This is a genomic window from Streptomyces sp. BBFR25 (genome assembly GCF_044590125.1).
Classification (GTDB): Bacteria; Actinomycetota; Actinomycetes; order Streptomycetales; family Streptomycetaceae; genus Streptomyces; species Streptomyces canus_D.
The window spans coordinates 6,806,398-6,832,945 of sequence record NZ_CP172447.1; the positions used below are offsets into that span (position 1 = coordinate 6,806,398).

The 26,548-nt window shown below is 71.2% G+C and carries 26 protein-coding genes, 1 pseudogene and 2 riboswitches; of the genes and pseudogenes, 6 read left to right on the forward strand and 21 right to left on the reverse strand.

Features of this window, described 5'->3' with window-relative positions; genetic code table 11:
• Positions 1–92: 92 nt before the first annotated feature.
• Positions 93–214, reverse strand: a riboswitch (cobalamin riboswitch).
• Between the two features lie 187 nt (positions 215–401).
• Positions 402–1,388 carry a ferric reductase-like transmembrane domain-containing protein gene (locus ACGH52_RS31020; RefSeq protein WP_076977039.1) on the forward strand — a complete coding sequence of 329 codons (987 nt, stop codon included), beginning with the start codon at positions 402–404 and terminating at the stop codon, positions 1,386–1,388.
• A gap of 69 nt (positions 1,389–1,457) precedes the next feature.
• A riboswitch (cobalamin riboswitch) is annotated at positions 1,458–1,584 on the forward strand.
• A 62-nt stretch (positions 1,585–1,646) separates the two neighbouring features.
• A complete protein-coding gene (locus ACGH52_RS31025; protein ID WP_399944075.1) occupies positions 1,647–2,054 on the forward strand; it encodes a (2Fe-2S) ferredoxin domain-containing protein in 408 nt (135 codons plus the stop codon).
• Positions 2,055–2,313: 259 nt separating this feature from the next.
• On the opposite strand, the gene ACGH52_RS31030 is transcribed toward ACGH52_RS31025, so the two are convergent.
• The 4 genes and pseudogenes from ACGH52_RS31030 to ACGH52_RS31045 form a co-directional block, all read right to left on the reverse strand.
• The gene (locus ACGH52_RS31030) at positions 2,314–2,979 is read right to left on the reverse strand and encodes an NUDIX domain-containing protein (protein WP_399944078.1); all 666 of its coding nucleotides are present in this window, start codon (positions 2,977–2,979) and stop codon (positions 2,314–2,316) included.
• Positions 2,976–3,101, reverse strand: a pseudogene (locus ACGH52_RS31035) (DUF4406 domain-containing protein); the annotation flags it as partial. The gene ACGH52_RS31030 and the pseudogene ACGH52_RS31035, both read right to left, overlap by 4 nt.
• Positions 3,102–3,253: 152 nt before the next feature.
• The gene (locus tag ACGH52_RS31040) at positions 3,254–3,586 is read right to left on the reverse strand and encodes a type II toxin-antitoxin system PemK/MazF family toxin (RefSeq protein WP_399944081.1); all 333 of its coding nucleotides are present in this window, start codon (positions 3,584–3,586) and stop codon (positions 3,254–3,256) included.
• A 598-nt stretch (positions 3,587–4,184) separates the two neighbouring features.
• Complete coding sequence (locus ACGH52_RS31045) at positions 4,185–4,769, reverse strand: ScbR family autoregulator-binding transcription factor (protein ID WP_121701273.1); 585 nt, start codon at positions 4,767–4,769, stop codon at positions 4,185–4,187.
• A 387-nt stretch (positions 4,770–5,156) separates the two neighbouring features.
• Here ACGH52_RS31045 and ACGH52_RS31050 point away from each other — a divergent pair, with 387 nt between their 5' ends.
• Positions 5,157–5,867 carry an HAD family phosphatase gene (locus ACGH52_RS31050; RefSeq protein WP_210974937.1) on the forward strand — a complete coding sequence of 237 codons (711 nt, stop codon included), beginning with the start codon at positions 5,157–5,159 and terminating at the stop codon, positions 5,865–5,867.
• A 538-nt stretch (positions 5,868–6,405) separates the two neighbouring features.
• Here ACGH52_RS31050 and ACGH52_RS31055 read toward each other — a convergent pair.
• The 15 genes from ACGH52_RS31055 to ACGH52_RS31125 all read right to left on the reverse strand — a co-directional run bounded on the left by ACGH52_RS31055 (position 6,406) and on the right by ACGH52_RS31125 (position 20,499).
• A complete protein-coding gene (locus tag ACGH52_RS31055; RefSeq protein WP_210974936.1) occupies positions 6,406–6,855 on the reverse strand; it encodes a MarR family transcriptional regulator in 450 nt (149 codons plus the stop codon).
• A 98-nt stretch (positions 6,856–6,953) separates the two neighbouring features.
• Positions 6,954–7,820: a fumarylacetoacetate hydrolase family protein gene (locus ACGH52_RS31060; protein ID WP_210974935.1), complete on the reverse strand. Its 867-nt coding sequence runs from the start codon at positions 7,818–7,820 to the stop codon at positions 6,954–6,956.
• A gap of 32 nt (positions 7,821–7,852) precedes the next feature.
• Entirely contained in the window at positions 7,853–8,893 is a 1,041-nt protein-coding gene (locus ACGH52_RS31065) for a cupin domain-containing protein (protein ID WP_121700963.1), read from the reverse strand.
• Between the two features lie 23 nt (positions 8,894–8,916).
• Entirely contained in the window at positions 8,917–10,131 is a 1,215-nt protein-coding gene (locus ACGH52_RS31070; protein WP_399944087.1) for an FAD-dependent monooxygenase, read from the reverse strand.
• Between the two features lie 153 nt (positions 10,132–10,284).
• A complete protein-coding gene (locus ACGH52_RS31075) occupies positions 10,285–10,935 on the reverse strand; it encodes a CoA transferase subunit B (RefSeq protein WP_121700961.1) in 651 nt (216 codons plus the stop codon).
• Positions 10,932–11,687, reverse strand: coding sequence for a CoA transferase subunit A (locus tag ACGH52_RS31080; protein ID WP_076977061.1), 756 nt, complete (start codon positions 11,685–11,687; stop codon positions 10,932–10,934). The genes ACGH52_RS31075 and ACGH52_RS31080 overlap by 4 nt, the downstream gene beginning before the upstream one ends.
• On the reverse strand, positions 11,684–12,481 hold the full coding sequence (locus ACGH52_RS31085) for an SDR family NAD(P)-dependent oxidoreductase (protein WP_399944092.1): 798 nt from the start codon (positions 12,479–12,481) through the stop codon (positions 11,684–11,686). Before ACGH52_RS31085 ends, ACGH52_RS31080 begins: the two co-directional genes overlap by 4 nt.
• The gene (locus ACGH52_RS31090; RefSeq protein ID WP_399944095.1) at positions 12,478–13,230 is read right to left on the reverse strand and encodes an SDR family NAD(P)-dependent oxidoreductase; all 753 of its coding nucleotides are present in this window, start codon (positions 13,228–13,230) and stop codon (positions 12,478–12,480) included. The genes ACGH52_RS31085 and ACGH52_RS31090 overlap by 4 nt, the downstream gene beginning before the upstream one ends.
• Complete coding sequence (locus tag ACGH52_RS31095) at positions 13,227–14,198, reverse strand: fumarylacetoacetate hydrolase family protein (RefSeq protein WP_399944098.1); 972 nt, start codon at positions 14,196–14,198, stop codon at positions 13,227–13,229. The genes ACGH52_RS31090 and ACGH52_RS31095 overlap by 4 nt, the downstream gene beginning before the upstream one ends.
• Positions 14,199–14,221: 23 nt before the next feature.
• Entirely contained in the window at positions 14,222–15,289 is a 1,068-nt protein-coding gene (locus tag ACGH52_RS31100) for an MBL fold metallo-hydrolase (RefSeq protein WP_399944101.1), read from the reverse strand.
• Positions 15,290–15,424: 135 nt separating this feature from the next.
• Positions 15,425–16,357 carry a VOC family protein gene (locus tag ACGH52_RS31105; RefSeq protein WP_399944104.1) on the reverse strand — a complete coding sequence of 311 codons (933 nt, stop codon included), beginning with the start codon at positions 16,355–16,357 and terminating at the stop codon, positions 15,425–15,427.
• A 5-nt stretch (positions 16,358–16,362) separates the two neighbouring features.
• Positions 16,363–17,361, reverse strand: a complete 999-nt coding sequence (locus tag ACGH52_RS31110) for an amidohydrolase family protein (RefSeq protein WP_399946930.1) — start codon at positions 17,359–17,361, stop codon at positions 16,363–16,365.
• 23 nt (positions 17,362–17,384) lie between these two features.
• Positions 17,385–18,515, reverse strand: a complete 1,131-nt coding sequence (locus ACGH52_RS31115; RefSeq protein ID WP_076977068.1) for an FAD-dependent oxidoreductase — start codon at positions 18,513–18,515, stop codon at positions 17,385–17,387.
• Positions 18,516–18,538: 23 nt separating this feature from the next.
• Entirely contained in the window at positions 18,539–19,501 is a 963-nt protein-coding gene (locus ACGH52_RS31120; protein ID WP_121704329.1) for a cyclase family protein, read from the reverse strand.
• Positions 19,498–20,499, reverse strand: coding sequence for a fumarylacetoacetate hydrolase family protein (locus ACGH52_RS31125; RefSeq protein ID WP_399944108.1), 1,002 nt, complete (start codon positions 20,497–20,499; stop codon positions 19,498–19,500). The genes ACGH52_RS31120 and ACGH52_RS31125 overlap by 4 nt, the downstream gene beginning before the upstream one ends.
• 127 nt (positions 20,500–20,626) lie before the next feature.
• On the opposite strand from ACGH52_RS31125, the gene ACGH52_RS31130 reads away from it, so the two are divergent.
• Positions 20,627–21,544, forward strand: coding sequence for a LysR family transcriptional regulator (locus ACGH52_RS31130; protein WP_210974923.1), 918 nt, complete (start codon positions 20,627–20,629; stop codon positions 21,542–21,544).
• A 285-nt stretch (positions 21,545–21,829) separates the two neighbouring features.
• Here ACGH52_RS31130 and ACGH52_RS31135 read toward each other — a convergent pair whose 3' ends face one another.
• The gene (locus ACGH52_RS31135) at positions 21,830–22,873 is read right to left on the reverse strand and encodes a LacI family DNA-binding transcriptional regulator (RefSeq protein ID WP_399944111.1); all 1,044 of its coding nucleotides are present in this window, start codon (positions 22,871–22,873) and stop codon (positions 21,830–21,832) included.
• Positions 22,874–22,942: 69 nt separating this feature from the next.
• Positions 22,943–23,992: a LacI family DNA-binding transcriptional regulator gene (locus ACGH52_RS31140; protein WP_399944114.1), complete on the reverse strand. Its 1,050-nt coding sequence runs from the start codon at positions 23,990–23,992 to the stop codon at positions 22,943–22,945.
• 267 nt (positions 23,993–24,259) lie between these two features.
• On the opposite strand from ACGH52_RS31140, the gene ACGH52_RS31145 reads away from it, so the two are divergent.
• Together ACGH52_RS31145 and ACGH52_RS31150 are read left to right on the forward strand one after the other, a co-directional pair.
• Positions 24,260–25,579 carry an ABC transporter substrate-binding protein gene (locus ACGH52_RS31145; protein WP_399944117.1) on the forward strand — a complete coding sequence of 440 codons (1,320 nt, stop codon included), beginning with the start codon at positions 24,260–24,262 and terminating at the stop codon, positions 25,577–25,579.
• An 84-nt stretch (positions 25,580–25,663) separates the two neighbouring features.
• Complete coding sequence (locus ACGH52_RS31150; RefSeq protein WP_399944119.1) at positions 25,664–26,548, forward strand: carbohydrate ABC transporter permease; 885 nt, start codon at positions 25,664–25,666, stop codon at positions 26,546–26,548.

Below are 26,548 nucleotides of genomic sequence, written 5' to 3' on the forward strand. Positions count from 1 at the left end.
CGGAGGAACCCGCGTGTGCGGGCAGGGGTGAACAACTGGGACACGTGAAGCCTCCTGGAGTCCGCGCTCCTCGGATCGGGCCCGCGACGGACCAGTGTCCTGACTCCCGGATCGACGATCCCTCCGCCTTCCCGCGCGGTGCGCAGTGGCATGTCGGAGGGGCGCTCCCCGGTCACAGTGGCGGGACCGTGCCGGATTCGCACCGGCTTCCTGTCTCCCGTCGCGGCGATGACCAGGCGATCCTACGTTTCCCCGATCGACGGGCGAAAGGGCGGGCGGAGCCGGCCGCGTGATGGCTCTGGCCGGATAACACCTCGGAGGATCGCCGCCCCTTCAGCCAGACTTGTTGCCCCACGCCACATGCGCACCACCCCCGCGATAGTCCGTGCCCGGGAGGCCCGATGCTGTCAGACGCGAGGCCGGACGAAGACGGGTCGGCGGACCCGCCCGGGCGGCAACGTCCTCCCGGTGACCGCGTCGCGCTGCGCGGCGACCTGCGGTCCGCCCTGCCCGACGCCACCGCGGCGGTGGTGGTCACGGCGCTCGTCTTCGCGCTCCTGTACGCCCGCATGGAATCGGGTGCTTCGGACACCGTCGCGGTCATGCCGTTCATGGACGATCCCGGTACGTACTGGATGTACCTGCTCAGCCAGGCGTTCGGATGGTCGGGGCTGCTGTGGGCCTGGGGCACGGTCATGCTCGGCCTGCTGCTGTCGGGACCACGCCCCACCCGGCTGCCGGTCTCCCGGCAGGTACTGGAGCGCTGGCACCGCACCACGAGCCTGACGACCATGGCGCTGATGGCGGCGCACGCGCTGATGTTCGCGGCCGAACTCGTGCGCTACGAGACGGAGGTGGACTGGGCGGAACGGCTCTGGGTGGGCTTCGCGGACACCTTCGTGCCGGGCTGGTACGACTCCGGAACCGGCCGGATCGCCATCCCGCTCGGCCAGGGCGCCCTGTACTTGGCGATCCCGCTGGGGCTGCTGTTCTACGTCCGGCACCGCATCGGAGCGAACACCTGGCGGCGGCTGCACCGTTTCGTGATCGTCGTCTACGTGCTCAGCGTGTGGCACACGCTGCTGTACGGAACCAACGTCTGGTACGGGGAATGGCCCCGCACCGTCCTGTGGCTGCTGCAACTGCCGGTCGCGGCACTGCTGTTGCTCCGCCTGCTGCGACCGGCCCGGCGGGCCGAACGGCTGGGCTCCGCCCGCGGGCGCGGTGGCGCGGCCCGGCCCGGGTGGTGGATGCGGGGGGCAGGCCGGGTCGCCGCCGCGGCCGTCGTCGTCGGGCTCGTCGTCGTGGCGGTGTCGGGCCGTGACGGCGGACGGGACCGCCCGACCCACGCGCCCGCGACCGCCCCGCACGAACAGGAGACGGACTGACGGCCAATACCGGGCGGGTGGGACGGAGTTCCCGGGATGGCATGATGGCCGGCGACAAGGCGACGGCGGAACGAGGAAGCCGGTGTGAATCCGGCGCGGTCCCGCCACTGTGATCGGCGAGCGAGTCCCGACTGGCCACTGCCCGGCAACGGGTGGGAAGGCCGGGACGAGCATCGACCCGAGAGCCAGGAGACTCACGCGGTCGCCTCCTCGACGGACCACCGGGGCGGATCTCCCCGGAGAGAGGGACGGCACCGCATGCCCGCAACGCCGACCGGACGAACGCCAGAGGACGCGAGGCCCGCGACGGCCCACGGCCGCCCCGTACCCTGCCGCATCGTCGTGTGCCGCGACTGCTGCTGCGGCAGCCCCAAGGTGACCGGCGTCGACCACGCGGCCCAGATCGAACGCCTGCGCGCCGCGGCACCGGTACGCGTCTCCGACTGCCTCGACGTCTGCGAACAGGCCAACGTCGTCGTCGTACAGCCCTCCGCGCGGGGCCGGGCCGCCGGAGCCCGGTCCGTCTGGCTGGGGCTGGTCAACGACCCGGACGCCACCGAGGACATCGCGGCCTGGGTACGCGCCGGCGGACCGGGCGTCGCACCCCGGCCGGACATCCTCGACCTGTACGCCATCACGCCGCCGCACCGGCGTACGGCCTCCTGACCGCGCGCGGACGGAGAGCCCGGCGAGGATCGGCCAGGTGGTCCTCCAGGGCACGCGCCGGCCCGACCGCGCTGACTCCCGACCAGGAGCCGGACATGTTCACGCCGATCCCAGGCGCAGTCACTCTCCCATCCAGGTAGTTGTCATAAGGCAAATAAATAATCGACCATAACGGCATGAAGTAGTCAAGAAAACCGAACAACGAGGGTAGAAGGGGCAGTTCAGCTGTACCGCACGTGGCCTGAAACGGGCGGCCGTTCTACTGTCGGGCGAAGGGCCCGGACAGGGCAGCCCATTGCAGGAGCATGACGGTCTTGCCGTCGGCGATACGTCCGTCGCGGGTCATCGCGAGGGCCTCGGCGAAGGGGAGTTCGAGGACTTCGATGTCCTCGCCTTCCTCCTCGACTCCTCCGCCCGTGCCGGTCCGGTCGGCCGGGGTGTAGGGGGCGGCGAAGAAGTGGAGGCGCTCGGTGACGGAGCCCGGGCTCATGTAGGCGTCGAGCACGTGGGTGAGAGGGCCGAGTCCGATGCCGAGTTCTTCGGCGCTCTCGCGGCGGATCGCGGTGTGCGGGTCCTGGGCGTCGAGCAGTCCGGCCGCCGCCTCGATGAGCATGCCGTCGGGATGGCCGTTCACGTAGGCGGGGTAGCGGAACTGGCGGGTGAGCAGGACGCGGCCGCGTTCGGTGTCGTAGGGCAGGACGACGGCGCCGTTGCCGCGGTCGTAGGTCTCGCGCTGCTGGGTCTCCCACCGTCCGTCGCGGCGCCGGTAGTCAAAGGTGGTGCGGCGCAGGACGTGCCAGCCCTGGGAGGTGAGTTCGACGTCGCGTATCCGGACGTCGGGGTTGCGGGTGAGGTCGCGTCCGGCGAGGTGGAGACCGGTGCGTCCGCGGTGATCGGGGGTGTCGACACCCGGGCGGCTCCTCACCTGGTCTCCTGCGGGGTGCGGCGCGGAATCTCGGCGACGTCGTGGTAGACGGGCAGCCCGCGGCGGCGGGCGGTGGCGACGTCCTGGTCGGCGCCGGCGGACTCGCCCGGCAGGCGCAGCACGGTGGGAGAAGATCACCGGACTGATCACCGACGCCGATCCTCACGACACGGTCATCGAGCAGCTCAGGACACTCGGCGTGGGGGTCCGTGCAGCCTGATGAGCCGAAGAACCGGGCTGTCGGGCCGCAGGAGCGCCCGCGGACCTTCTCGGCCTACGCGAGTCCGCCGAGTCGGAGGGCATCCTCGATCTCGCTGAGCTTCGCCGCGGACAGGGCGCCCGCCCGCTCGATCAGGTCGTCCCGGGACACGGTGGTCAGCCACGTGCAGGGGGTAAGTTCCGGACGCGGGATCGCGATCCGCAGCACCCCTTCGAAGGGCAGTCCTTCCGCGGCGCCCACTGCCACTTCGACCCCCAGACCGCTGATGTCGACGCCCGCCGGAGCGACGACCTGCATCACCCGGATCCCGGCCGCGTCGTCTCCCGACAGCAGGACGACCAGCCGCCGCTCGTCGAACTCGGCCCACCAGACTTCGCCACGTTGCACATGTCCTCCTGACACGGGACGGCCGGCGGAGACGGTGCGGCCACCGTTGGTCATCGGTGGGTGAAGACCGGAGATCATGCGGTGGCCACCGGTCGCAGCGTAGACCCTGCCCGCCGGCGCGGACCGCAGGGGTCGAACCCCGGCGTCGAGCGGAGCAGTTGGTCCTCGGCGGTGGTCGGAGTAACAGGCCGGTGACCAGGTCCAGACGGAGCCATGATGGGCCTGACACGGCAGACGTGCGGCGTCGACGTTCCGTTCAACAGACCCGCGGCGCAGAACGCGAGGCAGCCGGCGAGGACCGTGCAGTCGCTGAGGAACCATGGGCAGCGACTGCACGAGAGGGTCTGAGGCCGTTCGTGCAGTGGCCAACCAAGACAATCGTCCGTGAGTGGCGCGCGACGCAGAGTGCCGAGGGATTCCGCCTGCCGGCCGGCAACGCCCCATGGTTCCCGGTAGACCCGGTGAGCGTGGCGCGGTGGGCGATCGCGTAGGTGGTGAGCCCGGGGAAGGCTCGTGAATGTCGTCGCGCCGTCTCCGACGGTGCCGGACGGTCCACGACCGCCGCACCGGGTCGGCGTGCCCTTCCGGAGTATGTGTCTCACCGGCCTGTCCGGAGGGAGGGGAGAGTCAGGTGCCACCAGTCGGTCAGGCGGTCGTCGAGGGCGGTCGTGCCCCCGAGTGCCTCGGTGAGGGTGCACAGGCCGAAGAACGCGGGCACCAGGGTGCGGGCCGTGCGGGCGGGGCGGACGCCCTCGTTGACGTGCCCTGCCAGCCGGGCCTGCGCGAGCAGTCGTGTGGTGGCGGCGGTCCAGAGCGCGAAGGGGTCCGGGACGGGAGCTTTGATGACGGTGCGCTCGGTCCACAGACGGGCACCGGCACGCGTCATGGGGTCCCGGGTGAGGGCGTGGGCGACGTCGTAGCTGAGGGCGACGAGCCGTTCGAGTGGAGGGACGGTCTCGTCGCCGTAGCGTGCTGCGAGCTGGGACCAGGTGGCGAACCGGTCCTCGACGACGGCGACGGCGATTCCTTCCTTGCCGGTGTAGTGGAAGTAGACCGCGCCGCTGGTCCGGCCCGACCTCGCGCTTATGTCGTTGACGCTGGTGGCCGCGTACCCCCGTTCGGCGAACAGTTGGGCTGCCGCTTCCAGCAGTGATCTGCGGGTTGCCTTCGCCCGTTCCTGCAACGTTCCGTCCGCCCTCGTCTGCTTTGATGTCGGGCCACGAATTTAGTGCGCCAGCGTACGCCCGGAGCCCAAACGCGCACTTTCTGACGGCAATTACACAGTTCTTTCGAATGCGAACGCGTGCGAGTGGTAAAGGGAGCACGACACGCCGAGCCGCGCACGGTCAAGCGCGCGTGCCAACCGGCGGACAGGCGCGCGGCGTTGACGCTCTCAGCGGCAGCGCCATACAGGTCGCCGCACAGCCATACGCCTGCTTCCGGCACCCATCGCGTCACCGAAAAGGGTTATTGCCCGATTTGCCTGGATGGAAATAACGTAGCGGAAACTATCTTTCCGTTTCCTGTGGAGACAGGAATGCCACATACATGCGAAAGCATGGGAGGCCCAGTGACCACCACGGACCACGATCTGCTCGACTGGTCGCCCGAAGCCGTCGTCTTCGACTGCGACGGCACCCTCATGGACAGCGAACGCCACTGGCAGGAGGCTCGCAGCCGGGCCTTCCGGGAGCACGGCCTTCAGCCACCGCCCGGGTTCGCGGAGCGGGCCCTTGGCCTGCACTACGAGGACTGTGGCCGGCTCATGGCCCAGTCCGTGCACAAACCCGAACTGACCGAGGACCTGACAGCCGCGCTTCTCGACCACTTCCTGGCACTGGTCACCGAAGAACCGGTGACGATGCCGGGTGCGGTCCGGCTCGTACGGCTGCTCTCCGGCCGCCTGCCGCTGGCGGTGGCCAGCAACTGCCCGAGGGTGGTGGTCGAAGGCAGCTTGGAACGGGCCGGGCTGCTCGCGCACTTCCAGCACCTCGTCGTCCCCGACACCGGGGACCGCGTACGCCCCAAGCCGCATCCCGACGTGTACGCCGTGGCGGCCCGGCTCTGCGGTGTCCCCCCGCACAGGGCACTGGCGGTGGAAGACTCCCTGACCGGTGTGGAAGCAGCCCGCCGGGCAAGCCTGCGGGTCCTGGGCGTCGGTCCCCGGCCGCAGGGCGACGGCGCCACCCGGGCCGACGAGTGGTTACCGACACTGGACGCTCCCGAACTGCTGGCCTGGGCCCACGCGCTCGGCGGCCCGCGGGGGGCACAACAGCCTTGACAGCCCACCTCGGCCCGGCGACGCCAAGCGCTCGCCCTCCCCGGAGCGAATCGCAGTGAGTCCCTTGCTCGAAGTGTCCAGTCACGGGCCTGTCGACTCCTGTTGCGGGACGGTGCCCGCTGTCACTGGGCCACAGGGTGTGTCCCCATAAGGGCGTTGCCGAGTCCAGGCGCCCTCACGGTGCAGACCGCCCGAGCAGCCCGGTGCCATCCACTCAGCACGTCACCACGCAGGAGGCGAACCACCATGACGACCCGACAGCGCAGCACCTCCTCAAGCACGGACCCCCGGTTCGGCGCGAGGTCGTCCCGGGCGTGGACACGCACGGCGAGTTGCATGTCGCCGCCGTGATCTCCTCGCTCGGGAGACTCCTGGGAACCGAATCCTTTCCGGCGACGGCGGCCGGCTACCGGCAGTTGCTGGTCGGGACCCGCAAGAGGGGACGGAGCGCCGGGCCTGCGTGGAGGCTCGCCGAACTCCGCGCCCATAGTGACGTGAGTTCTTCCTCGCCACCTGGACGTCCCGCGCTTCACCGAGCTCACGGGCCGTCGCCGAGTGCCTCGGCGTCCAGCGACGCGATCTTGCGAAGGACGTCGACGGCCAGCTCGCGTTCGTCACCGGGAAGCGCGTCGAGCAGTTGCTCGTTGACGGCCTCGGCCGGACGGATCAGGGAGTCGAGTAGTTCCGCTCCCTGATCGGTGAGGCTCAGCAGGGTGCGTCGGCGGTCCTCCTCGTCGCGTACCTGACTGATGTAGTGCTGGTCGGTCAGGCGGCGGACGATGTGGTTGACCGTCGAGCGGTCCAGTGAGGTGAAGCGGGCGAGGGTGCGCTGGTCGATGCCGGGGTCGCGGCTGAGGGTGTTGAGGACGGCGAACTGCTGGGAGGTGATCTCCCTGGACACGTGTCGGTACCACAGGGCGGTGTGCACCTGTTCCGCGCGCCGGATCAGGTGTCCGACGTAGTTGTGCAGTTCCAGTGCGTGCGCCACAGTCTTCCGTCCGTCGGTCGCCGGGGTGGTGCCGGCCGGGGGACGGCCGGTGTGGGGAGTCTACGAGTGCCGGCACCACCCCGGCGGCGACCGCGTGGTCAGCGGCTGCGGCGGCCGGGGCGCCGGTCGTAGGGAAGGGCACGGGAGCCGTCGACACCGACCTCCAGGCGACCGACCTTCTCGATGTCCAGGACCACGCGGTCTCCGTGGCTGAGCGGTCCCACTCCGGCCGGGGTGCCGGTCGCGATCACGTCGCCCGGGTGCAGGGTCATGACGGAGGAGGTGTACGCGATCAGTTCGCGGACGCCGAAGATGAGGTCCGCCGTGTTGGTGCGCTGCCGGGTGGTGCCACCGACGTCGCAGCGCAGGTCGAGGGCGTCCGGGTCCGGGATCTCGTCGGCGGTCACGATCCAGGGGCCGAGCGGGGTGAACGTGTCGAAGGACTTGCGGGTGGAGCGGTCCTCGCCGGAGCGGACGGTGATGTCCAGGACGCAGGTGTAGCCGAAGACGTGGTCCAGGGCTTCGTCCGTGCTCACGTGCGAGGCGGTGCGGCCGATGACGACGCCCAGTTCGCCTTCCTGGTCGGTGCGCTTGTCGGCGTAGGGCAGGAGGACGTCCTGGCCCGGGCCGATGACGGAGGAGTTCGCCTTGAGGAAGACGCCGAGGTCGGCGACCGAGGTGGTGTACTCCATCTCGGCCTTGTGGTCGAGGTAGTTGACCGGCGCGCCGATGATCTTCCCGGGGCGGGGGAGCGGGGCCTCCAGGACCGCTTCGGCCAGGGGGATGCGGGGCCGGCCGGCTGGTTCGAAACGGGCCGTCTCCCCGTCGGCGGCCGCCTCGACGTACCGCTGGAGCGCACCGACGGGGCCGGCGGTGTCGGCTCCGGCGACCTGGTCGGTCACGTCGACGAGGTCGTCACCGACGACGAGTCCGAGGCGTCCCTTGTTGAACAGTGCCAGACGCATGCTGGCCTCCTTGTGGGTGTCGGGTGGGAGGGTCAGGCGCCGGGGTCGGCGTCTTCGGTGCGGTAGAGGCCGAGGGAGCGCATGACCGGCTCGTCGCTGTAGGAGAAGAGGACGGCGTCCGCGGAGGCCGAGGTGTTGACGTGCCGGTAGGAGGCCCAGCCGGGGACGGCGAAGGTGTCGTGCTCGGACCACTCCAGCCGCTCGCCGTCGACGATCGTGGCACCCTCGCCGCGGACGACGTTGAAGACGGTCGACGCCGTGTGGCGGCGGCCGGCGCCCTCGAAGCCGGGGCGCAGCCGCTGGACGCGGCAGCCGATGGTGGGCATGACCGGGCCGCCGGTCCAGGGGTTGGTGTATTCCAGGACGACGCCGTCGACGTCGCTGCCGTCGGCCGTGTCGGCGACGGCGTCCAGGGCGCGCTCCGTCTCCTGCCAGGTGTACCGGGTGACGGGGGAGTTGGGGCCGTCCTGGGTGAGCCAGGCGGGGGTGAGCCGGCCGTGCAGGAACTGGCGGCTGCCGGCGTCGTCGGGCTTGGTCACGGGCTGGAGCCGCTGCGGGTACTGCTCGTAGAAGCCGGCTTCCAGGGCGTTGACCAGAGGGTAGTCGAGTGCGTCGAGCCAGATCATCGGCGCGTCGCCCTCGTGGGTGTGGTCGTGCCAGTGCCAGCCGGGAGTGAGCAGGAGGTCGCCGGGGGCCATGAAGACCCGCTCGCCGTTGACGGTGGTCCAGGCACCGTCGCCTTCGAGGATGAAGCGGAAGGCGTTGGAGGTGTGCCGGTGTGCCTGTGCGGTCTCGCCGGGCAGGATGATCTGGAGGCCCGCGTATAGGGTGTTGACCGTGGCCGGGGGGTCGGTGAGGCCGGGGTTGACGAGCATGAGGACCCGTCGTTCGGCCTCCTCCAGGGACAGAGCCTTGGAGAAGTGCAGGAGATGCGGGCGGAGTTCGCGCCAGTCCCAGCGGTAGGGGACGGCGCGGCTCTTGGGCTGGGCGGGGAACAGGTTGCCGTAGAAGCGCCACAGCGGGGCGGCTCCCAGACCCTCCAGGGCCTTGTAGGCGAGTTCGTCGGTGGTCATGGTGTCCTCCTACGCGAGCCGGATCACAGGGCGGGAGCAGGTGCGGGGGTGGGGGTCCACACCCAGGAGATGTCGTCGAACGCCTCGGGGCCGCGGGAGGCCAGGAGCATGTTGCGCAGGGTGGCTCCCATACCTTCGAGGTGGCAGATCTCGCCGAAGCGGCGGGCGTTGGTCTGGATGAGAGTCGCCCGTTCCCGACGCCGGTCCGCGTAGGCGGCGAAGGCTTCGACGGGGTCCGCGCTCCGGCCGAGGGCCTGGCCGAGCGCCACGGCGTCCTCCAGCGCCTGGCAGGCGCCCTGCGCGAGGTACTGGAGCATGGGGTGGGCGGCGTCTCCGAGGAGGGCGATCCGGCCGTGCACCCAGGTGCTGATCGGGGCGCGGTCGTACAGCGGCCAGCGACGGTCGCGGGAGACGAGCGGCAGCGCGTCGCGCACGGCCTCGCAGGCACCGGCGAAGCGCTCCTCCAGCTCGGCCTCGGTGCCCCAGTCGTCGGAATCCGGCATGTAGTGGTCGCTCTCGAACACGGCGACCTGGTTGTACAGCTCGCCGCGACGTACGGGGTACTGCACCAGGTGCATGCGCGGCCCGGCCCACACCATGACCGCTTCCGAGGCGGCGTGCTGGGACATCCGGCCGGTCATCTTCCCGGTGGGCAGGGCGCCGCGGAAGGCGACGTAGCGCGAGCAGACCGGTTCCCCGTCACCGACCAGTACCTGGCGCAGCCGGGAGTGCAGTCCGTCCGCGGCGACGACCGCGTCGGCGGTCAGCGGGGCGTGGCCCTCCGCGAAGTGCAGGTGTACCCCGGATCCGTCCTGGTCCGCCTCGGCGACGGTGTGTCCCGTGCGCAGCGTGACAGCGGGGTGCTCCTGACAGGCGGTCAGCAGTGCGGCGTGCAGGTCGGTGCGGTGGGTGACCAGGTACGGGTGCGCGAAGCGGTCGGTGTAGGCCGAGCCGCGCAGATCGAGGGAGGTGACCTCGTCACCGGTCAGGGCATCCATCATGACCAGCCGTGGCGGGGCTACCGCGGTTGCCCGGACGGCCGGCAGTACGCCGAGTTCGTCGAGGGCGAGGGAGGCGTTCGGGGCGAGCTGCAGGCCGGCCCCGATCTCGCCGAAGCGGGCGGCCCGCTCCACGAGCGTCACACGATGGCCGGCGCGGGCGGTCGCCAACGCGGCGGCCAGTCCGCCGATACCGCCTCCGACTACGGCGATGTGGAGTGGAGAGGTGAGGACGGGCATCTGGCCTCCAAAAGTCGGCTCGGGAGGACATCGGGAGCGGAGGAGGTCAGACCCGTTCCGATGGTCCGTACGCCAATCATTGGCGTACGGACTATATTCGGAGGGTGTTTCCCCCGTGTCAATGGTTCGTGGAGAAACTCTCTCGGCCGCCGGTCAGCACGCGGCGGAGACGCTGTCCACCTCCAGGGCGGTGCCGGTGCGGGCGGTGATGTCCTCGACGGTGACGCCGGGCGCGGTGTCGACCAGGGCGAGGCCCTGGGGGGTGACGTCGAGGACGCCGAGGTCGGTGATGATCCGGTGGACGCACCGCTCGCCGGTGAGGGGGAGGGTGCACTCGTCGACGATTTTGGGGGTGCCGTCCTTGGCGGTGTGTTCCATGAGCACGATGACGCGGCGGGCGCCGTGGACGAGGTCCATGGCACCGCCCATGCCCTTGACCATCTTGCCGGGGATCATCCAGTTGGCGAGGTCGCCGCGGGCGGATACCTGCATGGCGCCCAGTACGGCGGTGTCGATGTGGCCGCCCCGGATCATGCCGAAGGAGAGCGCCGAGTCGAAGAAGGAGGCGCCCGGCAGGACGGTGACGGTCTCCTTGCCCGCGTTGATCAGGTCGGGGTCGACCTGGTCCTCGGTGGGGTAGGGGCCGGTGCCGAGGATGCCGTTCTCGGAGTGCAGGACGACGTGGACGCCACGCGGGAGGTGTCCGGGGATCAGGGTCGGCAGGCCGATGCCCAGGTTGACGTAGGAGCCGTCGGTGAGTTCGGCGGCGGCCCGGGCGGCCATCTGCTCGCGGGTCCAGCTCATGGGCGTACGGTCCTCTTCTCTATGGGCTTGTCGGCGGCCTGGACCGCGGTGAGCGCCACGACCCGCTGAACGTAGATCCCGGGCACGTGGATCTCATCGGGTCGGAGCGCGCCCGGTTCGACGAGTTCCTCGACCTCGGCGACGGTGACGCGGCCGGCCATGGCGGCGAGGGGGTTGAAGTTGGCGGCGGCCCGGCGGAAGACGAGATTGCCGTGGTGGTCGCCGCGCCAGGCCCGTACGAGGGCGAAGTCGGTGGTGATGCCGTGCTCCAGGACGTACGGGCGGCCGGCGAAGTCGCGCGTCTCCTTGGGCGGGGAGGCGACGGCCACGGTGCCGTCGGGCGCGTAGCGCCACGGCAGCCCGCCGTTCGCGACCTGGGTGCCGACGCCGGCCGGGGTGTAGAAGGCGGGGATGCCCGCGCCACCGGCGCGCAGCCGCTCGGCGAGGGTGCCCTGCGGGGTCAGTTCCACTTCCAGTTCGCCGCCGAGGTACTGGCGGGCGAACTCCTTGTTCTCACCGACGTAGGAGCCGGTGACGCGGGCGATGCGGCCCGCGGAGAGCAGGATGCCGAGTCCCCGGCCGTCGACGCCGCAGTTGTTCGAGACGACCTTCAGGCCGTTCGTGCCCCGTTCGTACAGGGCGCCAATCAGGACTTCGGGGACGCCGCCGAGGCCGAAGCCGCCGACGGCGAGCGAGGCGCCGTCGGGGATGTCGGCGACCGCCTCGGCGGCGCCGGCGCGGACCTTGTTCACGTGCGGACTGCCTTTCGGTTCGGGGCGCCGGGCAGGACGGTGGACCAGCCGCCGTCCACGACGAGGTGGGCGCCGGTGATGTAGGCGGCCTCGGCGGAGGCCGGGAAGACGGCCGCGTTGACGACGTCGTCGGGGTGGCCCAGCCGCCCGAGCGGGATGTGACCGCAGATGTCGTTCATCGGGTGGTCGTCGGCGAGCAGGTTGCCGCGCGAGCCCTCGGTGTCGATCACCCCGGGGCTCACGCAGTTCACCCGGACGCCGTGCGGTGCTCCCTCGGCGGCCAGTTGGCGGGTGAGCGCGATGACGGCGCCCTTCGACGCCGAGTGGGCCGTCCGGTGGTTGGTGAGGGAACCGGTGAGTCCCGCGGTCGAGCCGACGGTCAGGACGCAGCCGCGGCTGCGCAGCAGGTGCGGCCAGGCCGCCCGCACGGTCAGCCACACCGAGTCCAGCTCGGCCCGCATCGTGAACGCGAAGTCCTCGTACGGCCGGCTGTCGATCGCGCCGAACCGCACGGCGCCCGTGCCCGCGTACACGATGTCGATGCCGCCGAACGCCTCCACCGCCTCGTCCACCCAGGCACGGACGGACTGCTCGTCGGTGACGTCGAGCGGGCCGGGGGTGAGGGCGGTGCCGCCCTCGCGGGCGATGAGCCGCTGGGTCTCCACGGCCCCCTCGTGCAGCAGGTCGCCGCCGACCACGAGGGCGCCCTCGGCGGCGAACCGCAGCGCGGCGGCCCGGCCCTGGCCGCGCGCGGTCCCCGAGATCAGCGCCACCTTGCCGTCCAGCCGCTTCACGGCGTTCCCTCGCGCAGGGCGTCGGAGACGGACTTGACGCCGCCGTGCGCGGTCATGCCGCCGTCCACCGGGATCTCCGCGCCGCTGATGAACGACGCGTCCTCGGACAGCAGGAACACGACCAGGGGTGCCACCTCGCCGACGGTGCCGGTGCGGCCGAGCGGCGTCTCCCGGATGTTGGCCTCGCGGAAGGCGGGCGCGGCGGAGGCGGTCATCTCCGTCTCGATGTAGCCGGGGTGGATCGTGTTGACGCGGATGCCGCGCGGGCCCAGCTCCAGGGCAACAGTCTTCGACAGGCCGCGCAGTGCCCACTTGCTCGTGGTGTAGGCGACCGGGTAGTGCGCGGTGAGGGCCGCCGAGGAGCCGACGTTGACGACCGAGGAGCCCGGCGGCATGAGGGGGGCCAGGTGCTGGATGCCGAGGAGCGGGCCGGTGACGTTGACCGCGTGGACGCGGGCCATGTCCTCGGGGCGTACGTCGCCGAGGCGGGCCCGCCAGGTGATGCCGGCGTTGTTGACCAGGCCGTGCACCTGCCCGTACGACTCCCGCAACTCGGCGGCGAGTTCGGCCCAGTCCTGCTCGCGGGTGACGTCCAGGGGCCGGCAGCCCGGCGCTTCGGTGACGTCGGTGGCGATGACCCGGGCGCCCTCCCGGGTGAGGGCCTCGGCCTCGGCGGCGCCCTGGCCCCGGGCCGCGCCGGTGACGACGACGACCTTGCCGAGCAGCCTCTTGGGGTGCAGGTCGCTCACGGCCGCTCCCGGGAGCGGCGCCGGCCGGTGGGGAGCGGGACGGGCTCGACGCCGGGGACGACGGTGCTGGTGAGGGTGCCGATGCCCTCGACGGTGAGGGTGACAGTGTCGCCGGGCTTCAGGGGCGGCGGTGTCTGTTCGCCGCGTCGGCCCCAGAGTTCGGCGAGGCAGCCGCCGTTGCCGCAGGTGCCGGAGCCGAGGACGTCGCCGGGGACGACGCGGGTGCCCCGGGAGGCGTAGGCGGTCATCTCCTCGAAGGTCCAGCTCATGTTGGACAGCAGGTCCTCGCCGACCTTCTCGCCGTTGACCTCGGCGGTCAGGGCCAGGCGCAGGAAGCCTTCGGAGTCCCGGTACGGCTCCAGCTCGTCCGCGGTGACCAGGTACGGGCCGAGGGTGGTGGCGGTGTCCTTGCCCTTGCACGGGCCGAGGCCCACCTTCATCTCCGCGCCCTGGAGGTCCCGCGCGGACCAGTCGTTGAAGACGGTGTAGCCGACGATGTGGTCGCGGGCCTGCTCGGCGGTGAGGTCGCGGCCCTCCCGGCCGACCACGGCGCCCACTTCGAGTTCGAAGTCGAGCACGGCCGAACCGGGGGGTACGGGGACGCCGTCCCCGGGGCCGTAGATCGCGTGCGGATTGGTGAAGTAGAACGTCGGGGCCGCGTACCACTGCTCGGGGACGCCGCCGGTGCCCTCCACGGACCGGCGCACCCCTTCCACGTGCTCCTCGAAGGTCACGAAGTCCCGCACGGACGCGGGCCGCAGCGGAGGCAGCAACCGGACCTGGGAGACATGCGGGCCCGGGGGGACGTCCAGGGCAGCGGCGCCGGCGGCGAGCAACCCGGGGAGTCCGTCGGCTTGCTGGATCAGTGCGGTGAGCGAGGTGACGCCCGGCAGGGGGAAGAGGGTGCCGTCCTCTTCCACGACCGCCACCCGGTGGTGGTGTCGGTGTTCGTATGCGGCGAAACGCATGGTGCGGCTCCAGCGGAGTGTGATCAGGAGAGTGGGATGCGCATGAGGTCGTGGCCCACGGTGAGGCGGCCCCGGTAGCCGGCCGCGCGGGCGGAGGCGCGGGCCGCCGCGGTCCACTCGCGGTCGGGGAACTGGGTCGGGTCGGCCGGCGCGAGGTGGCTGAGGACTACTTGGCGCGCCCCCGCGGCGGCGGCGATCGCGCCCACCTCCGCGATGTCGGTGTGGACCTCGCGCATGTGCTCGACGACGGTGGCGGGCAGGCCGGTCTCCTCGAACCACGCGGCGTCGACGGCCTCGTGGACGAGCAGGTCGCAGCCGCGGGCCAGGGCGATGAGGTCGTCACTGCGGCTGGTGTCGCCGGAGAAGACGACGGAGCCGTCCGCGGTGTCGAACCGGTAGGCGTACGCGGGGGACATGTTGCCGTGCGGGACCCGGGTCGCCGTCACCTTCAGCGCTGGCGTGTCGAGGACGGTCACCACCGTGCCGGGCCGGGCCGACAGCTCGGTCACGTCGAGCATGGAGACGGGGTCGATGCCGAAGCCCTCGGCGACGAAGGCGTTGGTGGAGGCGGCGAAGGTGGCGTTCGCGCGCCGGGTGGTCTCGACGATGCCGGGCGCGGGCTGTGCGGGGGTGACGGGACCCGCGGTGACCGTGTCGCTCGGTCCCGGCCCCCATACGCGCACCGTGCCGCCGAGTCCGGGCTGGGGCGGCATGACACCGGCGCACAGCAGCGGGAAGTCGAAGTAGTCGACGATGTGGTCGGCGTGCAGGTGGGTGAGGAAGATCCCCTTGAGCGCCGGCATCGACAGTCCCGCCCGCAGGTACTGGGTCACGGCGCCCCGACCGCAGTCCACCAGGTAGGTGTCGGTGCCGACGGTCACGGCGGAGGCGATGCCCATGCGTTCGCCGTACGGCGGGGGGCCGCCCGCCGTGCCCAGCAGGTGCACGACCGTGCCCTTTCCCGGCCGGGACTTGTCGCGTGGCTCGGCGCGGGGCGCGGCGGCGGCCTGCGGGGTGACGGCGAGCGCGGTGGCGGCCGCGCCGCCCGCCAGCAGGCCGCGACGGGACAGCGGGGTCGTGCGAGGGGTCATCGGGGCGGTTCCTTCGATCGTCGTTGATGCGGGAGCCGTGGGGGGGTGAGGAAGGGGGCGAGCGGGGCCGGGGACGCGGCGGCGGGAGTCAGGGCGTGGACGCCGCCGCCGCGTCCCCGGCGTACGGGGAGCGGGTCAGACCGGCGGGGCGACGAACACGCCGCGGTCGGGGTCGTTGAAGGACTCCTTGGCGACGAGTTCGTTCATGGGGTTGGCGGTGCCCCACTGGTCGGTGACCTCGGGCTGGGAGAAGTCGTAGACGTGGGGGTGCCAGGTGTCCTCGTCCAGGTTCTCCAGCTCGGTGGTGTACTCGACGGTGTTGCCGTGCGGGTCGAGGAAGTACGTGAAGGTGTTGTCGCCCGCCATGTGCCGGCCCGGGCCCCAGATCTTCTTGAAGCCCGCGCGGATGACGCGGCCGGAGCCGCGCATGTACTCGTCGATGCCGCGCATCTCGAAGGAGACGTGGTGCAGGGCGGTGTGCGGGCCCTGGGCGATGGCCATGGAGTGGTGCTGGTTGCTGATCCGCATGAAGTGCATGACCTCGCCCATGTGCGGCGAGCTGAGCGTGTCGGAGAGGGCGAAGCCGAGGTGGCGCTCGTACCACTCGCGGGTGCCGTTAAGGTCGGGGGAGTTGAGGACCACGTGGGAGAGCTTGACCGGGATGGACTCCTTCTCCTCGATCCTGCGGTGCTGCCGGACCTCGACGTCGGCGGACACCTCGATGGTGCGGCCGTCGACGTCGAAGAAGCGGAAGCCGTACCCGCCGCCGGGGGTGTCGACCTTGCCCGGCTGGGAGATCAACTGCACGCCGCCCGCGAGGAGTTGTTCGGCGAGGGTGTCGACGTCCGGGGCGGACGCGGCACCGTAGGAGACGAGGTCGAGGCGCTTCTCCTCGGCCTTGCGGAGCCGGACGACGTACTGCTCGGGGGAGCCCTCGGCGGCCAGGAAGGAGATGCCGGAGTCCTCGGCGACCTTGGTCAGGCCCCAGACGCCGGAGTAGAAGTCGAGCTGCTTGTCGTAGTCGGGCACGGCGAGGTCGACGTGCCGCAGGTGGGTGAGCAGGCGCATGATGATCAGTCCTTCCGGAGGAGGGCGGCGGCGTTGCCGCCCCGGACGGCGTGGAAGTCGGCGTCGGACAGGTCCGCGGCGCGCAGGGCGGCGACCGGGTCCTCGGTGCCCATGTCGAAGGGGAAGTCGGAGCCGAGCAGGACGCGGTCCGCTCCGGCGACGCGGATCAGCTCGCGCAGGACGTGCGGGTCGTGGACGAGCGAGTCGAAGTACAGCCGCTTCAGGTAGCTGCTGGGCGGGTGCGCGCAGCCCGCGCCCGCGTCGGAGCGGGCCGACCAGGCGTGGTCGGAGCGGCCGATGTGGGTGGGCAGGTACCCGCCGCCGTGCGCGGCGATCAGCGTCAGCCCCGGGTGGCGGTCGAGCACCCCGGAGAAGATCAGGTGGGACAGCGCGACGGCGTTCTCGGTGGGCTGTCCGACCGTGTTGGACAGGTACCACTGGTCCAGTCGCTCGTCCAGGGTGCAGCCGAAGGGGTGCAGGAAGACGAGCGCGCCGGTTTCCCCGGCCCGGGTCCAGAAGGCCTCGTAGGCCGGGTCGGACAGGTCGCGTCCCGGGGCGTGGCTGGAGATCTCCACCCCGGCCAGGCCCTGCTCCTGAGCGTGGTCCAGGGCGCGGACCGCCTGCTCCGGGTGCTGGAGCGGGGCCAGGCCGAGTCCGCGCAGCCGCGAGGGGGCGGCCGAACAGTGCGCGGCCGTCGCCTCGTTGGCGAGCCGGTACAGCTTCTCGGCGGTGTCCTCGTCGGTCCAGTAGTGGTAGTGCGAGGGGGAGGGGCTGACCAGCTGCACGTCCACGCCCTGGGCGTCCATCGCGGCCAGGCGCACGTCGGCGTCGGTCAGCCGCGGGATGCGCTCGCGGACCATGGGGCCGCTGACGGCGAGGGCGGCGGGGCCGTTGCGGCGGGCGTCCAGCTCCTTGGCCTCGGCGTGGCCGGGCAGGCCGGCGACGAGCGCCTCGACCTCGGGCAGCAGGACGTGGGCGTGCACGTCCACGGTGGGCGCGGTCACGGCGGTGGGCGCGTTCTCGGCGGTCACGGCAACTCCCGGAGCAGGGTCATGGTGCGGCCCATCAGGCCGGGCACGTCGGCGTCGCGTACGCCGTCGAGCTGCCACTGCCCGACCTGCACGGACGCCTCCACGACCGGGCGGACGCGGGCGATCCGCCGCTCGTAGTACGCCTGGAGCAGCGCGTCGTCCCACGCGTCGGAACCGGTCAGCATCTGCGAGAGCACCCAGGCGTCTTCCAGGGACAGCGCGGCGCCCTGGGCGAGAGTGGGCGGGCAGCAGTGCGCGGCGTCGCCGACGAGCACCACCCGGCCGCGGTGCCAGGAGCCCTCGACCAGCAGCCGGTCGAACCAGGTGTAGTTGACCTTCGCCGGGTCGGTGATGTGCTCGGTGATCTCCGGCCAGTGGCCGCCGTAGGAGGAGGTCAGGCGCCGCATCTCGTCGGCGTACGACTCCGGCGGGATCGACGCGCGGTCACGGTTGGCCTCTACGACGTACGCGTACAGGGTCGTCTCGCTGGTGGGGCAGTAGCCGGCGATGTAGGCCGGGCCGCCGTAGGCGAGGTCGGTACGGACGACGCCCGCCGGACGCGGGGCGGCGATGCGCCAGATGGCCATGCCGGTCGGTTCCGGCTTGTCGGTGATGCCGATCGCGGCGCGGGTGCGGGAGCCGAGGCCGTCGGCGGCGACCACGAGATCGTAGCGATGCTCGGTGCCGTCGGAGAGGCGCACGGAGACACCGTCCGCGTCCTGGTCCAGGATCTCGGCGGTGGTGCCGAGGCGGACGGTGGCGCCGCCGGCGCGCACGGCGTCGATGAGGATCTGCTGGAGCCGGGGGCGCTGCATGCCGACGGTGGCGGGCAGGTCGTCGCCGCCGGTGCGCAGGTCGTCCTGGGCGTGCAGGACGGTGCCGTCGGGGGCGGTGATGCCGACGGAGCCGAAACCGAAGCCGGATGCCTCCACCTGCTCCCAGACGCCGAGTTCGCGCAGGACGCGCAGGGCGTTGCCCTGGAGGGTGATGCCGGAGCCGGCGGTGGCGTTCCAGTCGTCCTTGGCCTCGACCAGGTCCACCGCGTACCCGGCGCGGCGCAGCAGGATCGTGACGGCGTTGCCGGCCGCGCCTCCGCCGATCACCAGGACCTTACGGGCTTTGCTCATGGGGAACTCCCTTGTTCCGCTGTCTACTTGACGGCGATCGGGTTGACGGGCGAGCCGACCGCGCCGGTGATGGGCAGGGGTGCGGCGGTGAGCCAGAAGGCGTACTCGCCGTCGGCCGCGCAGTCCTCGGCCAGGGCGTCCAGGTCCCACATCTCGCCGATCAGCAGGCCGATGTGCGGGATGGCGACCTGATGCAGCGGCTGGAAGGCGTGCTCGAACTCGTTCGGACGGACCTCGAAGCCCCAGGTGTCGGTGGCGATCGCGGCGATCTCGCTGCCGTGCAGCCACCCGGCCGTGGTGAACGACAGCCCCGGGGCGGGACCGCCCGCGTACTCGCCCCAGCCGTCGCGGCGCACCCGGGACAGCTGCCCGGTGCGGACGAGGACGATGTCGCCGCGCCCCACGGCCACGCTCTGTGCCTCGGCGGTCGCGGTCAGGTGCTCCTCGTTGATCGCGAAGCCGTCCGGCAGTTCCCCGTCCTCGCCGACGACCCGGCCGACGTCCAGGAGCACCCCGCGTCCGGCGACGTGCGGCGCCATGTGCTCGATACCGGTGACCAGGTCGCCGTCGGAGGTGACGACCTGCTCGGCCGGGCGGCCGTTCCACGCCTTGCCGTGGTCGAAGATGTGGCCGAGCCCGTCCCACTGGGTGGAGCACTGCAGCGGCATCGCGATGACGTCGTCGGCGCCGCCGATGCCGTGCGGCAGGCCCTGGTTGCCGAGGGCCGCGTCCGTGCCGGTGTCGAGCATGGTGTGCACCGGGTTGGTGCGCCGCCGCCAGCCCTTCTGCGGGCCGTTGATGTCGAAGCGCTGCGAGAGGGAGAAGCTGACGCCCCGCCGGATCAGCGCGGCACCCTCGCGGCGCTTGGCCTCGTCGAGGAAGTTGAGGGTGCCGAGGACGTCGTCCTGCCCCCAGCGGCCCCAGTTGGAGCAGTCCTTCGCGGCCCGGGCGACCGAGCCCGCGGGGTCCGTGCGGTCCAGCGTCATCGGGCCACCTCCGCCACGCAGCGGGTGCGCTGGGCGCCGAGCCCGGTGATGGAGGCGTCCATGACGTCGCCGTCGCGCAGCAGCCGGCCCCAGTGCATGCCGTTGCCGGCCGGGGAGCCGGTGAGCACCAGGTCGCCGGGGAGCAACCGGGCGGTCTGCGAGGCGTACGAGACCATCCGCGCCACGTCGAAGATCATGTCCTTGGTCGACTCGTCCTGCATCGTCTCGCCGTTCAGCTTCAGCGTCAGATGCAGGTCGCCCGTGTTCCCGACCGAGGCGGCGGGCACGATCCAGGGGCCGAGCGGCGTGAAGCCCGGGGCGTTCTTGCTGCGCAGCCAGTCGGTGCCGATCTGCGGCATGTCCCGGCGGAAGACGGTGGCCCGGTCGGTCAGGTCGTTGGCGATCGTGTAGCCCGCGACGTGGTCCAGGGCTTCCTCGACGGACACCTGGTAGGCCGGGCGGCCGATCACCGCGGCCAGTTCCAGTTCCCAGTCGGGCTTCTCGGCCCATGCGGGCAGCACGACGTCGTCGTACGGGCCGGTGATCGCGCTCGGCAGGCCGATGAACACGTACGGCAGGTCCTCGGCCGCCCGCCGGTCCATGATCTCCGCGGCCTCCGCGCGCCGTTCGGCCTCCGGCCGCTCGTCACCGGGCGCACGGTGGGCGACGTGCAGGTCGATGACGTGCTGCCGGTAGTTGGCGCCGGACTGGAACACCTGGCGCGGCTCGACCGGCGCGTGCACCCGGAAGTCGGTCACCGGCGCGCGTCGTGCCGCGCTGTCTCCGGTCAGCGCCGACAACCGGGGCAGCACCGCCTCCCAGTCGTTCAGGAGGTCCCGCACGCTCAAGTCGGCGTCGTCCAGGGCGTCTCGCAGGTCGATCACCTGGGAGTCGGGGGTGACGAGAGCGGGGAACGGGGCCCCCTCGGGGGCCGAAAGGGTGGCGAGGGCGAAGGGTCCGGCGAAGAGGGCGGACGCGGCTTCAGGTTTCACAGACATGTCCTCCTGATTGCGATGGCACTAATCTGGACTCGCCACCCGCGATCAGGGAAATAGATTCCATGGATGACAGCCATCCATAAGTCAAATTTCCGCAGGTCATCGCCGAACAACGAGAAAAGTCGCCGTGAATCTCAGTCGCCTGGACCTCAACCTCGTCGTCGCTCTGCGCGCTCTCCTCGAAGAGCGCAACGTAACCCGCGCCGGACAGCGCGTGGGCCTCAGCCAGCCGGCGATGAGCGCGGCACTCTCCCGCCTGCGCCGGCACTTCGACGACGACCTGCTGGCCCGGGTCGGCGGCCACTACGAACTCACCGCCCTCGGCCAGGTCCTCCTCGACCGTGCGTCCACCGCCTACGACCTGCTGGAACGGCTCTTCGCCAGCCAGGCGGACTTCGACCCGGCCAAGGAGAGCCGTGAGTTCAAGCTCGTGGCGTCCGACTACGCGGTCGCCGTCTTCGGCGCCGAACTCGCCCGGGTCGTGCATCAGGAGGCCCCCGGCATCCGGCTGCGCTTCGCCCAGACGCCGACCACCGTGGTGGACGCCACGGACACCCTGCTGAGCACCACCGACGGCCTGCTCATGCCGCACGGCGTCATCAGCGACTTCCCCGCCACCGACCTCTACCAGGACCGGTGGGTCTTCCTCGTCGCCGACGACCACCCGAGCGTCGACGACCGGCTGACCCGGGAAGACCTCGCCCGGCTGCCCTGGGTCACCTACCAGCGCACCTACGACGCCCCGGCCGTCCGCCAGCTGGGCATGCTGGGCATCGAGCCCCGCGTCGAGGTCTCCGTCGACAGCTTCCAGATCATGCCGCTGCTGGTCAGCGGGACCCGGCGCATCGCCCTGATCCAGGCGCGTCTCGCCCGGCTCCTCGCCCCGCTCGCCGCCGTACGCGTGGTGGAGCCGCCCTACGAGGCGGTGCCGCTGCGGGAGGCGTTGTGGTGGCACCCCGTGCACACCCACGACGCGGCCCACATCTGGCTACGGGAGACCGCCGCCCGGGTCGGCAGGCGGATGGCCGACGAGACCGGGGGATGAGTGAGGTGCCCGCACGCGAACGGAGGACCTCATCCACATGACGGATGGAATCCATCCGTAACGTGAATGACGGTGGGGGTGGGCAGCGCCGCCCGGCAGGACGCATGCTCGGACGGGGCCCGTCGGCGCGTTCTCGCTCGACGTCTCTCTCCGAGAGCCGAAGATGATCACCGTCTCCGCGGTCGACCCTCCCGTACCGTCGGCCGGAGTTTCGCCGTGCTCGTCTTCTCCGCCGTACCCGTCATCGTTCCCCCACACGCTCCCCACGGCCCCGAGCCGACCCCGTCAGCGCGCGGGAGCCGCCAGCGTCGACCGGCGTATGACCAGTTCGGGTTGCAGCACGACGTGGCGGTGTGTGTGCCTGATTCCGTGGGCCGTGTCCTCGATGAGCAGGCGGCCGGCCTGCCGTCCCATGACGGACGCCGGTCGTCGTACCGAGGTGAGCGGTACCACGGCGGACGCGGCGAATTCGATGTCGTCGTATCCCACCACCGCGATGTCGTCCGGCACTCTGAGGCCGGCCTCGTACAGGGCCTGCAGGACGCCGAGGGCGAGCAGGTCGTTGGCGCAGAAGACTGCGGTGGGCCGCTCGGGCAGACCGAGGACGCGGTGCCCGGCGTCCTTGCCGGCCGTCACGGTGAGGGCGTCGCAGGACAGTTCTCTCAGCGCGGTGGACGTCAGGCCGGACTCGCCGATCGCGGTGAGGGCGCCGCGGCGGCGGTCCCTCACCTGCTGGAGGCGGTCGGGGCCGCTGACGTAGGCGAGGGAGCGGTGGCCCCGCTCGAGCAGGTGCCGTACCGCGGCCCGGCCGCCCGCCACGTCGTCGATTCCGACCGCGCACGCCGCGGGCTGGGGCGCGCACTGGTCGGCCACGACGAAGGGGACGGCGTTGCGGCGGAAGGCCGCGACGGTGCGCCCGACTCCTTCGCCGGAGGCCAGCACGGCACCGCGGACCTGGTGCGACGTGATCAGCGACAGGTGACGTGCCGCCTCGGCCGGATCGTGGGCGCCCGTGCAGACCATGACGCCGAGGTCCGCCTCACGGGCGGCCTGTTCCACCCCGGAGGCGAGCGCGGTGAAGAACGGATTGGCCATGTCGAGCACCATGACGGCGATCACCCGGGAGGCCCATCCGCGCAACTGCCGGGCGCCCTCGGCCCGGACGTAGCCGAGGGAGTCGATCACTTCCAGGACGCGCGAACGCGTTCCCTCGGACACGATCTCGGGCCGGTTGAGGACGTTGGAGACGGTACCGAGCGAGACGCCTGCCTCCCGCGCCACGTCCTTGATGCCGACCCGGGGACGTGGGCGGCCGACGGGTCCGGCCACCGCCGTCGCTCCGCCGGAGCCACGTTCGCGGTGCGCCGTGGGAGCGACGGCCGGCCGCCGGTCCACGGCCTAGCGTCCCTGCGGGGCGCCGGTGGTGGAGCGCACCACCAGACGGGGGGTCATCGTGGTCTGCATGGGTCTGTCCCTTCGGCTTTCGACGCGCTCGACGAGCATCCGCGCGGCGGCGGAGCCCATGGTGTGTCCCGCCTGGTCCACGCTGGTCAGTTGCACGGGCGCCAGGGCGGCGAGCGCGGTGTTGTTGTAGCCGACGAGCGACAGGTCCCGGGGGATGCGCAGCCCGAGTTCGTGCGCGGCGCGGTAGACGCCCAGTGCCGCGACGTCCGCACCGGTCATCACGGCGGTCGGCGGACGGTCGGCCGTCAGCAGTGTCATGCCCGCCTTGAAGCCGCCGTCGTCGGAGTAGGCGGTGTGGTGGACCCGCGCGAACCGGTCGAGTCCGTGCCGTTCCATCGCGTGCAGATAGCCCTCGCTCAGGACCGCCTCCGGTGTGCGCTTCCACTTGTTGGCCCGGGTGCCCGGGGCCGAGACCAGGGCGATGTCACGGTGGCCGAGCGAGACCAGATGATCCACCACCAGACCGGCGCCGAGGTCGTCGGCGTCGACGACCGAGTCGTAGGTGTCCGAGGCGTCGTGGTGCCCGATGACCACGGTCGGCGTCGACGCGGCCGTGTCCAGCACCTCCGCGCGCGGTGTCCCCGGGGCGATGAGGATCAGTCCGTCCATCTGCCGGTCCACCAGGGAACGGATGGTCCTGGCCTGTTCCTCGGGGTCGAAGCCGGCCGCGCCGATCAGCACCGTGTAGTCGGTGTGGCGGAGTTCGTCCCGGATGCCGTCGAGGATGTCGGCGAAGAACGCGTTGCGGACGTTGTCCAGCAGTACACCGATGGTGTAGGTCCGGCCGCGCATCCCTCGCGCCGCCGCGTGCGGACGGTAGCCCAGGTCGGCGATGGCCGCCTGGACCTTCTCCCGCATGGCCTCGCTCACGCCGTAGGCATTGCGCATCACCTTGGAGACGGCGGCCGTGGACACCCCGGCGTGCCGGGCGACATCGGTGATGGTCACGCGCTTGTTCGGCTTGGCTGCGGAAGCCCCGTCCATGGTCCACGTCCCGAAGTGAGTAGGCGTAGGTATAACGGTCTACACGTTACTCCCCGCTGTCCGTCAAGCCCTTCGTTCATCACCGGGGTGTTACCTGCTTGTGTCTTGACGGTGGCGGGGGAGCGGTGCAGGGTGTTGCCCACTCGTCGTGGAGAACGTTTTACACGCTCTGCCGAGTCGCTGCCCGCGTGCTGGCGGGCCCCGTACTTCGCCCCAGGCGCTGTTTCCCGCACCTCGCCCCGCTCGTCAGATCCTTGGGAGTCCTCCGTGCCCCTTCGTACCTCCCGCGCCCGTCGTGCGCGACTGAGCCTGCTCACCGCCGGCACCGCCTCGCTCGCGCTGCTCGCCACCGCCTGCGGCGGCGGCGGGGCAGGCGGTTCCTCCTCCGCTCCCGAGAACTTCGACTACCTGAGCGTCACCGAGAACACCACCGTGAAGACGGCGCTGACCAGCATGTCCAAGGACGCCTGCAAGGCCGCGAACGACGCCCTGCCGCTGAAGGTGGAGACCGTTCCGCAGGCGAGCCTGGACCAGAAGCTCCAGTTGCTGGCCGGCCAGGACGCGCTGCCCGTGCAGTTCGCCGCCGGCAACGCCCCCGCGCTCACCCAGCAGCTGGCCAAGTCCGGCAAGGTCGCCGACCTGGAGGCGAAGCTCGTGGAGCTGGGCGTTCTCGACCAGTTGGAGCCTGCCGCCGTCTCCACCATCAAGGCCCTGTACGGCGGGGAACTCCAGGTCCTGCCGTACGAGTACAACATCGAGGGCATCTTCTACAACAAGAAGGTCTTCGCGGACAACGGGATCAAGGTGCCGGGCACCTGGGCGGAGCTGGTGTCGGCCGCGGCGAAGCTGGCGGCGAAGGGCGTCCAGCCGTTCTCCGCATCCGGTCAGCAGGGCTGGCCGCTCACCCGCCTGATCAGCGGCTACCTCTACCGCAGCCTCGGCCCCGACGCCCTGCAGAAGGTGGCGGACGGCAAGGCGAAGCTGACCGACCCGGAGTACGTGAAGGCCGCCGAGGAGGTCGCCGCCCTCGGCGAGAAGGGCTACTTCGGCAAGGGCGTCGGCTCCATCGACTACGACACGGCGATGAACCAGTTCCTCACCGGCAAGGCCGCCATGTTCTACATGGGCAGCTGGGCACTGGCGAACCTCTCCGACGACGAGCAGAACAAGATCGGCGCGGAGACCACCGGCTTCATGCCCTTCCCGGCCGTGACCGGGGGCAAGGGCTCCGTCGACCAGTACCCGTCCAACGTAGGCCTGGGCATCGCCTTCGCCTCGAAGTCCTTCGAGAAGAAGACCGGCGACTGGGTCTCCTGCATCGCGAAGAACTACGGTTCCACCGCGCTGAAGGACCACGGCTCCATCTCCGGCTTCAAGGTGAACACCGAGGTCAAGGACGCCAACGAGGTCACCACGCAGGTGCGCGACACCATCAGCGCCTCGAAGCAGAACGTGCTCTGGTTCGAGGCCCTGTTCAGCACCAAGGCCACCACCGTCAGCCAGCAGAACGCGGCGGGCCTGGTCAGCGGCAGCACGAGCCCCGAGCAGTTCATGCGGACCGTTCAGGACGCACTGGCCGCCCAGTGACCGGCCGGGGACGGCCCACACGCTCCTGCCCGCCCCGCCGCGCGCGGGCCGTCCCCGTCCCCCGAAGAAAGTGGACACCCACCCATGCACCGCGTACTCGGTGACCGCAGGGCCATCGCGCTCCTGCTCGGTCCCGCCCTCCTCGTCTACTCCCTGATCATGCTGGTCCCGATGGTGTGGTCGCTCGGGTACTCCTTCACCAAGGGCAACACGATCAACGGCTTCACCGGAAACGGCGTCGCCAACTTCTCCCGCCTCCTCGACGACCCGGCCGTCCACGACGCCCTCTGGTTCACCCTCAAGTACGCCGTCGTCGTCACCGCCGGCCAGGTGGTCGCCGGGTATCTCCTGGCGCTGCTCTACGTCTTCTTCCTCAAGCGCGCCTCGGCGCTCGTCCGCACCCTGGTGTTCTTCCCGGTCGTGCTGCCCACCGTCGCCGTCGGCCTGCTCTTCCAGAAGTTCTTCCAGGTCGCCCCGCAGACCGGCCCGGTCAACTCCCTCCTCAACGCCGTCGGTATCGAGTCCGTCGACTTCTTCGGCAGCGCCGGCAGCGCCTTCTGGGTCCTGATCGCCATGGACATCTGGCGCTCCATGGGCTTCTACGCCGTACTCCTCTTCGCCGGCCTGGTCGACATCCCCGACGAGGTCCTGGAATCGGCCCGCCTCGACGGAGCAACGGGTCTCAGGCTGGTCCGCCACATCGTGCTGCCGCTGTCCCTGCCGGTCCTGATGTCCTCACTGATCTTCAGCATCAACGGCACGCTGAAGGTCTTCGACTCGATCGTCGCGCTGACGGGCGGCGGCCCGGGCACGGGCACCACCCCGCTGACCCTGTACATGTTCCAGACGTCGTTCACCTACAGCGACTACGGCTACGGCAGCACGATCGCCCTGCTGCTGACCGTCGTGTGCCTGCTGGTGAGCCTGGTCGTCTACCGCGTCTCGCGGCGCGACCTCACGGAGGGCTGA

Excerpts from the sequence above, each read along its gene's own strand:
- ACGH52_RS31020 (WP_076977039.1), top strand. The coding sequence starts at position 402 with ATGCTGTCAGACGCGAGGCCGGACGAAGACGGGTCGGCGGACCCGCCC.
- ACGH52_RS31025 (WP_399944075.1), top strand. The coding sequence starts at position 1,647 with ATGCCCGCAACGCCGACCGGACGAACGCCAGAGGACGCGAGGCCCGCG.
- ACGH52_RS31060 (WP_210974935.1), bottom strand. The coding sequence starts at position 7,820 with ATGCGTCTGGCACTGTTCAACAAGGGACGCCTCGGACTCGTCGTCGGT.
- ACGH52_RS31065 (WP_121700963.1), bottom strand. The coding sequence starts at position 8,893 with ATGACCACCGACGAACTCGCCTACAAGGCCCTGGAGGGTCTGGGAGCC.
- ACGH52_RS31070 (WP_399944087.1), bottom strand. The coding sequence starts at position 10,131 with ATGCCCGTCCTCACCTCTCCACTCCACATCGCCGTAGTCGGAGGCGGT.
- ACGH52_RS31075 (WP_121700961.1), bottom strand. The coding sequence starts at position 10,935 with ATGAGCTGGACCCGCGAGCAGATGGCCGCCCGGGCCGCCGCCGAACTC.
- ACGH52_RS31095 (WP_399944098.1), bottom strand. The coding sequence starts at position 14,198 with ATGCGTTTCGCCGCATACGAACACCGACACCACCACCGGGTGGCGGTC.
- ACGH52_RS31100 (WP_399944101.1), bottom strand. The coding sequence starts at position 15,289 with ATGACCCCTCGCACGACCCCGCTGTCCCGTCGCGGCCTGCTGGCGGGC.
- ACGH52_RS31105 (WP_399944104.1), bottom strand. The coding sequence starts at position 16,357 with ATGCGCCTGCTCACCCACCTGCGGCACGTCGACCTCGCCGTGCCCGAC.
- ACGH52_RS31115 (WP_076977068.1), bottom strand. The coding sequence starts at position 18,515 with ATGAGCAAAGCCCGTAAGGTCCTGGTGATCGGCGGAGGCGCGGCCGGC.
- ACGH52_RS31120 (WP_121704329.1), bottom strand. The coding sequence starts at position 19,501 with ATGACGCTGGACCGCACGGACCCCGCGGGCTCGGTCGCCCGGGCCGCG.
- ACGH52_RS31125 (WP_399944108.1), bottom strand. The coding sequence starts at position 20,499 with ATGTCTGTGAAACCTGAAGCCGCGTCCGCCCTCTTCGCCGGACCCTTC.
- ACGH52_RS31140 (WP_399944114.1), bottom strand. The coding sequence starts at position 23,992 with ATGGACGGGGCTTCCGCAGCCAAGCCGAACAAGCGCGTGACCATCACC.
- ACGH52_RS31150 (WP_399944119.1), top strand. The coding sequence starts at position 25,664 with ATGCACCGCGTACTCGGTGACCGCAGGGCCATCGCGCTCCTGCTCGGT.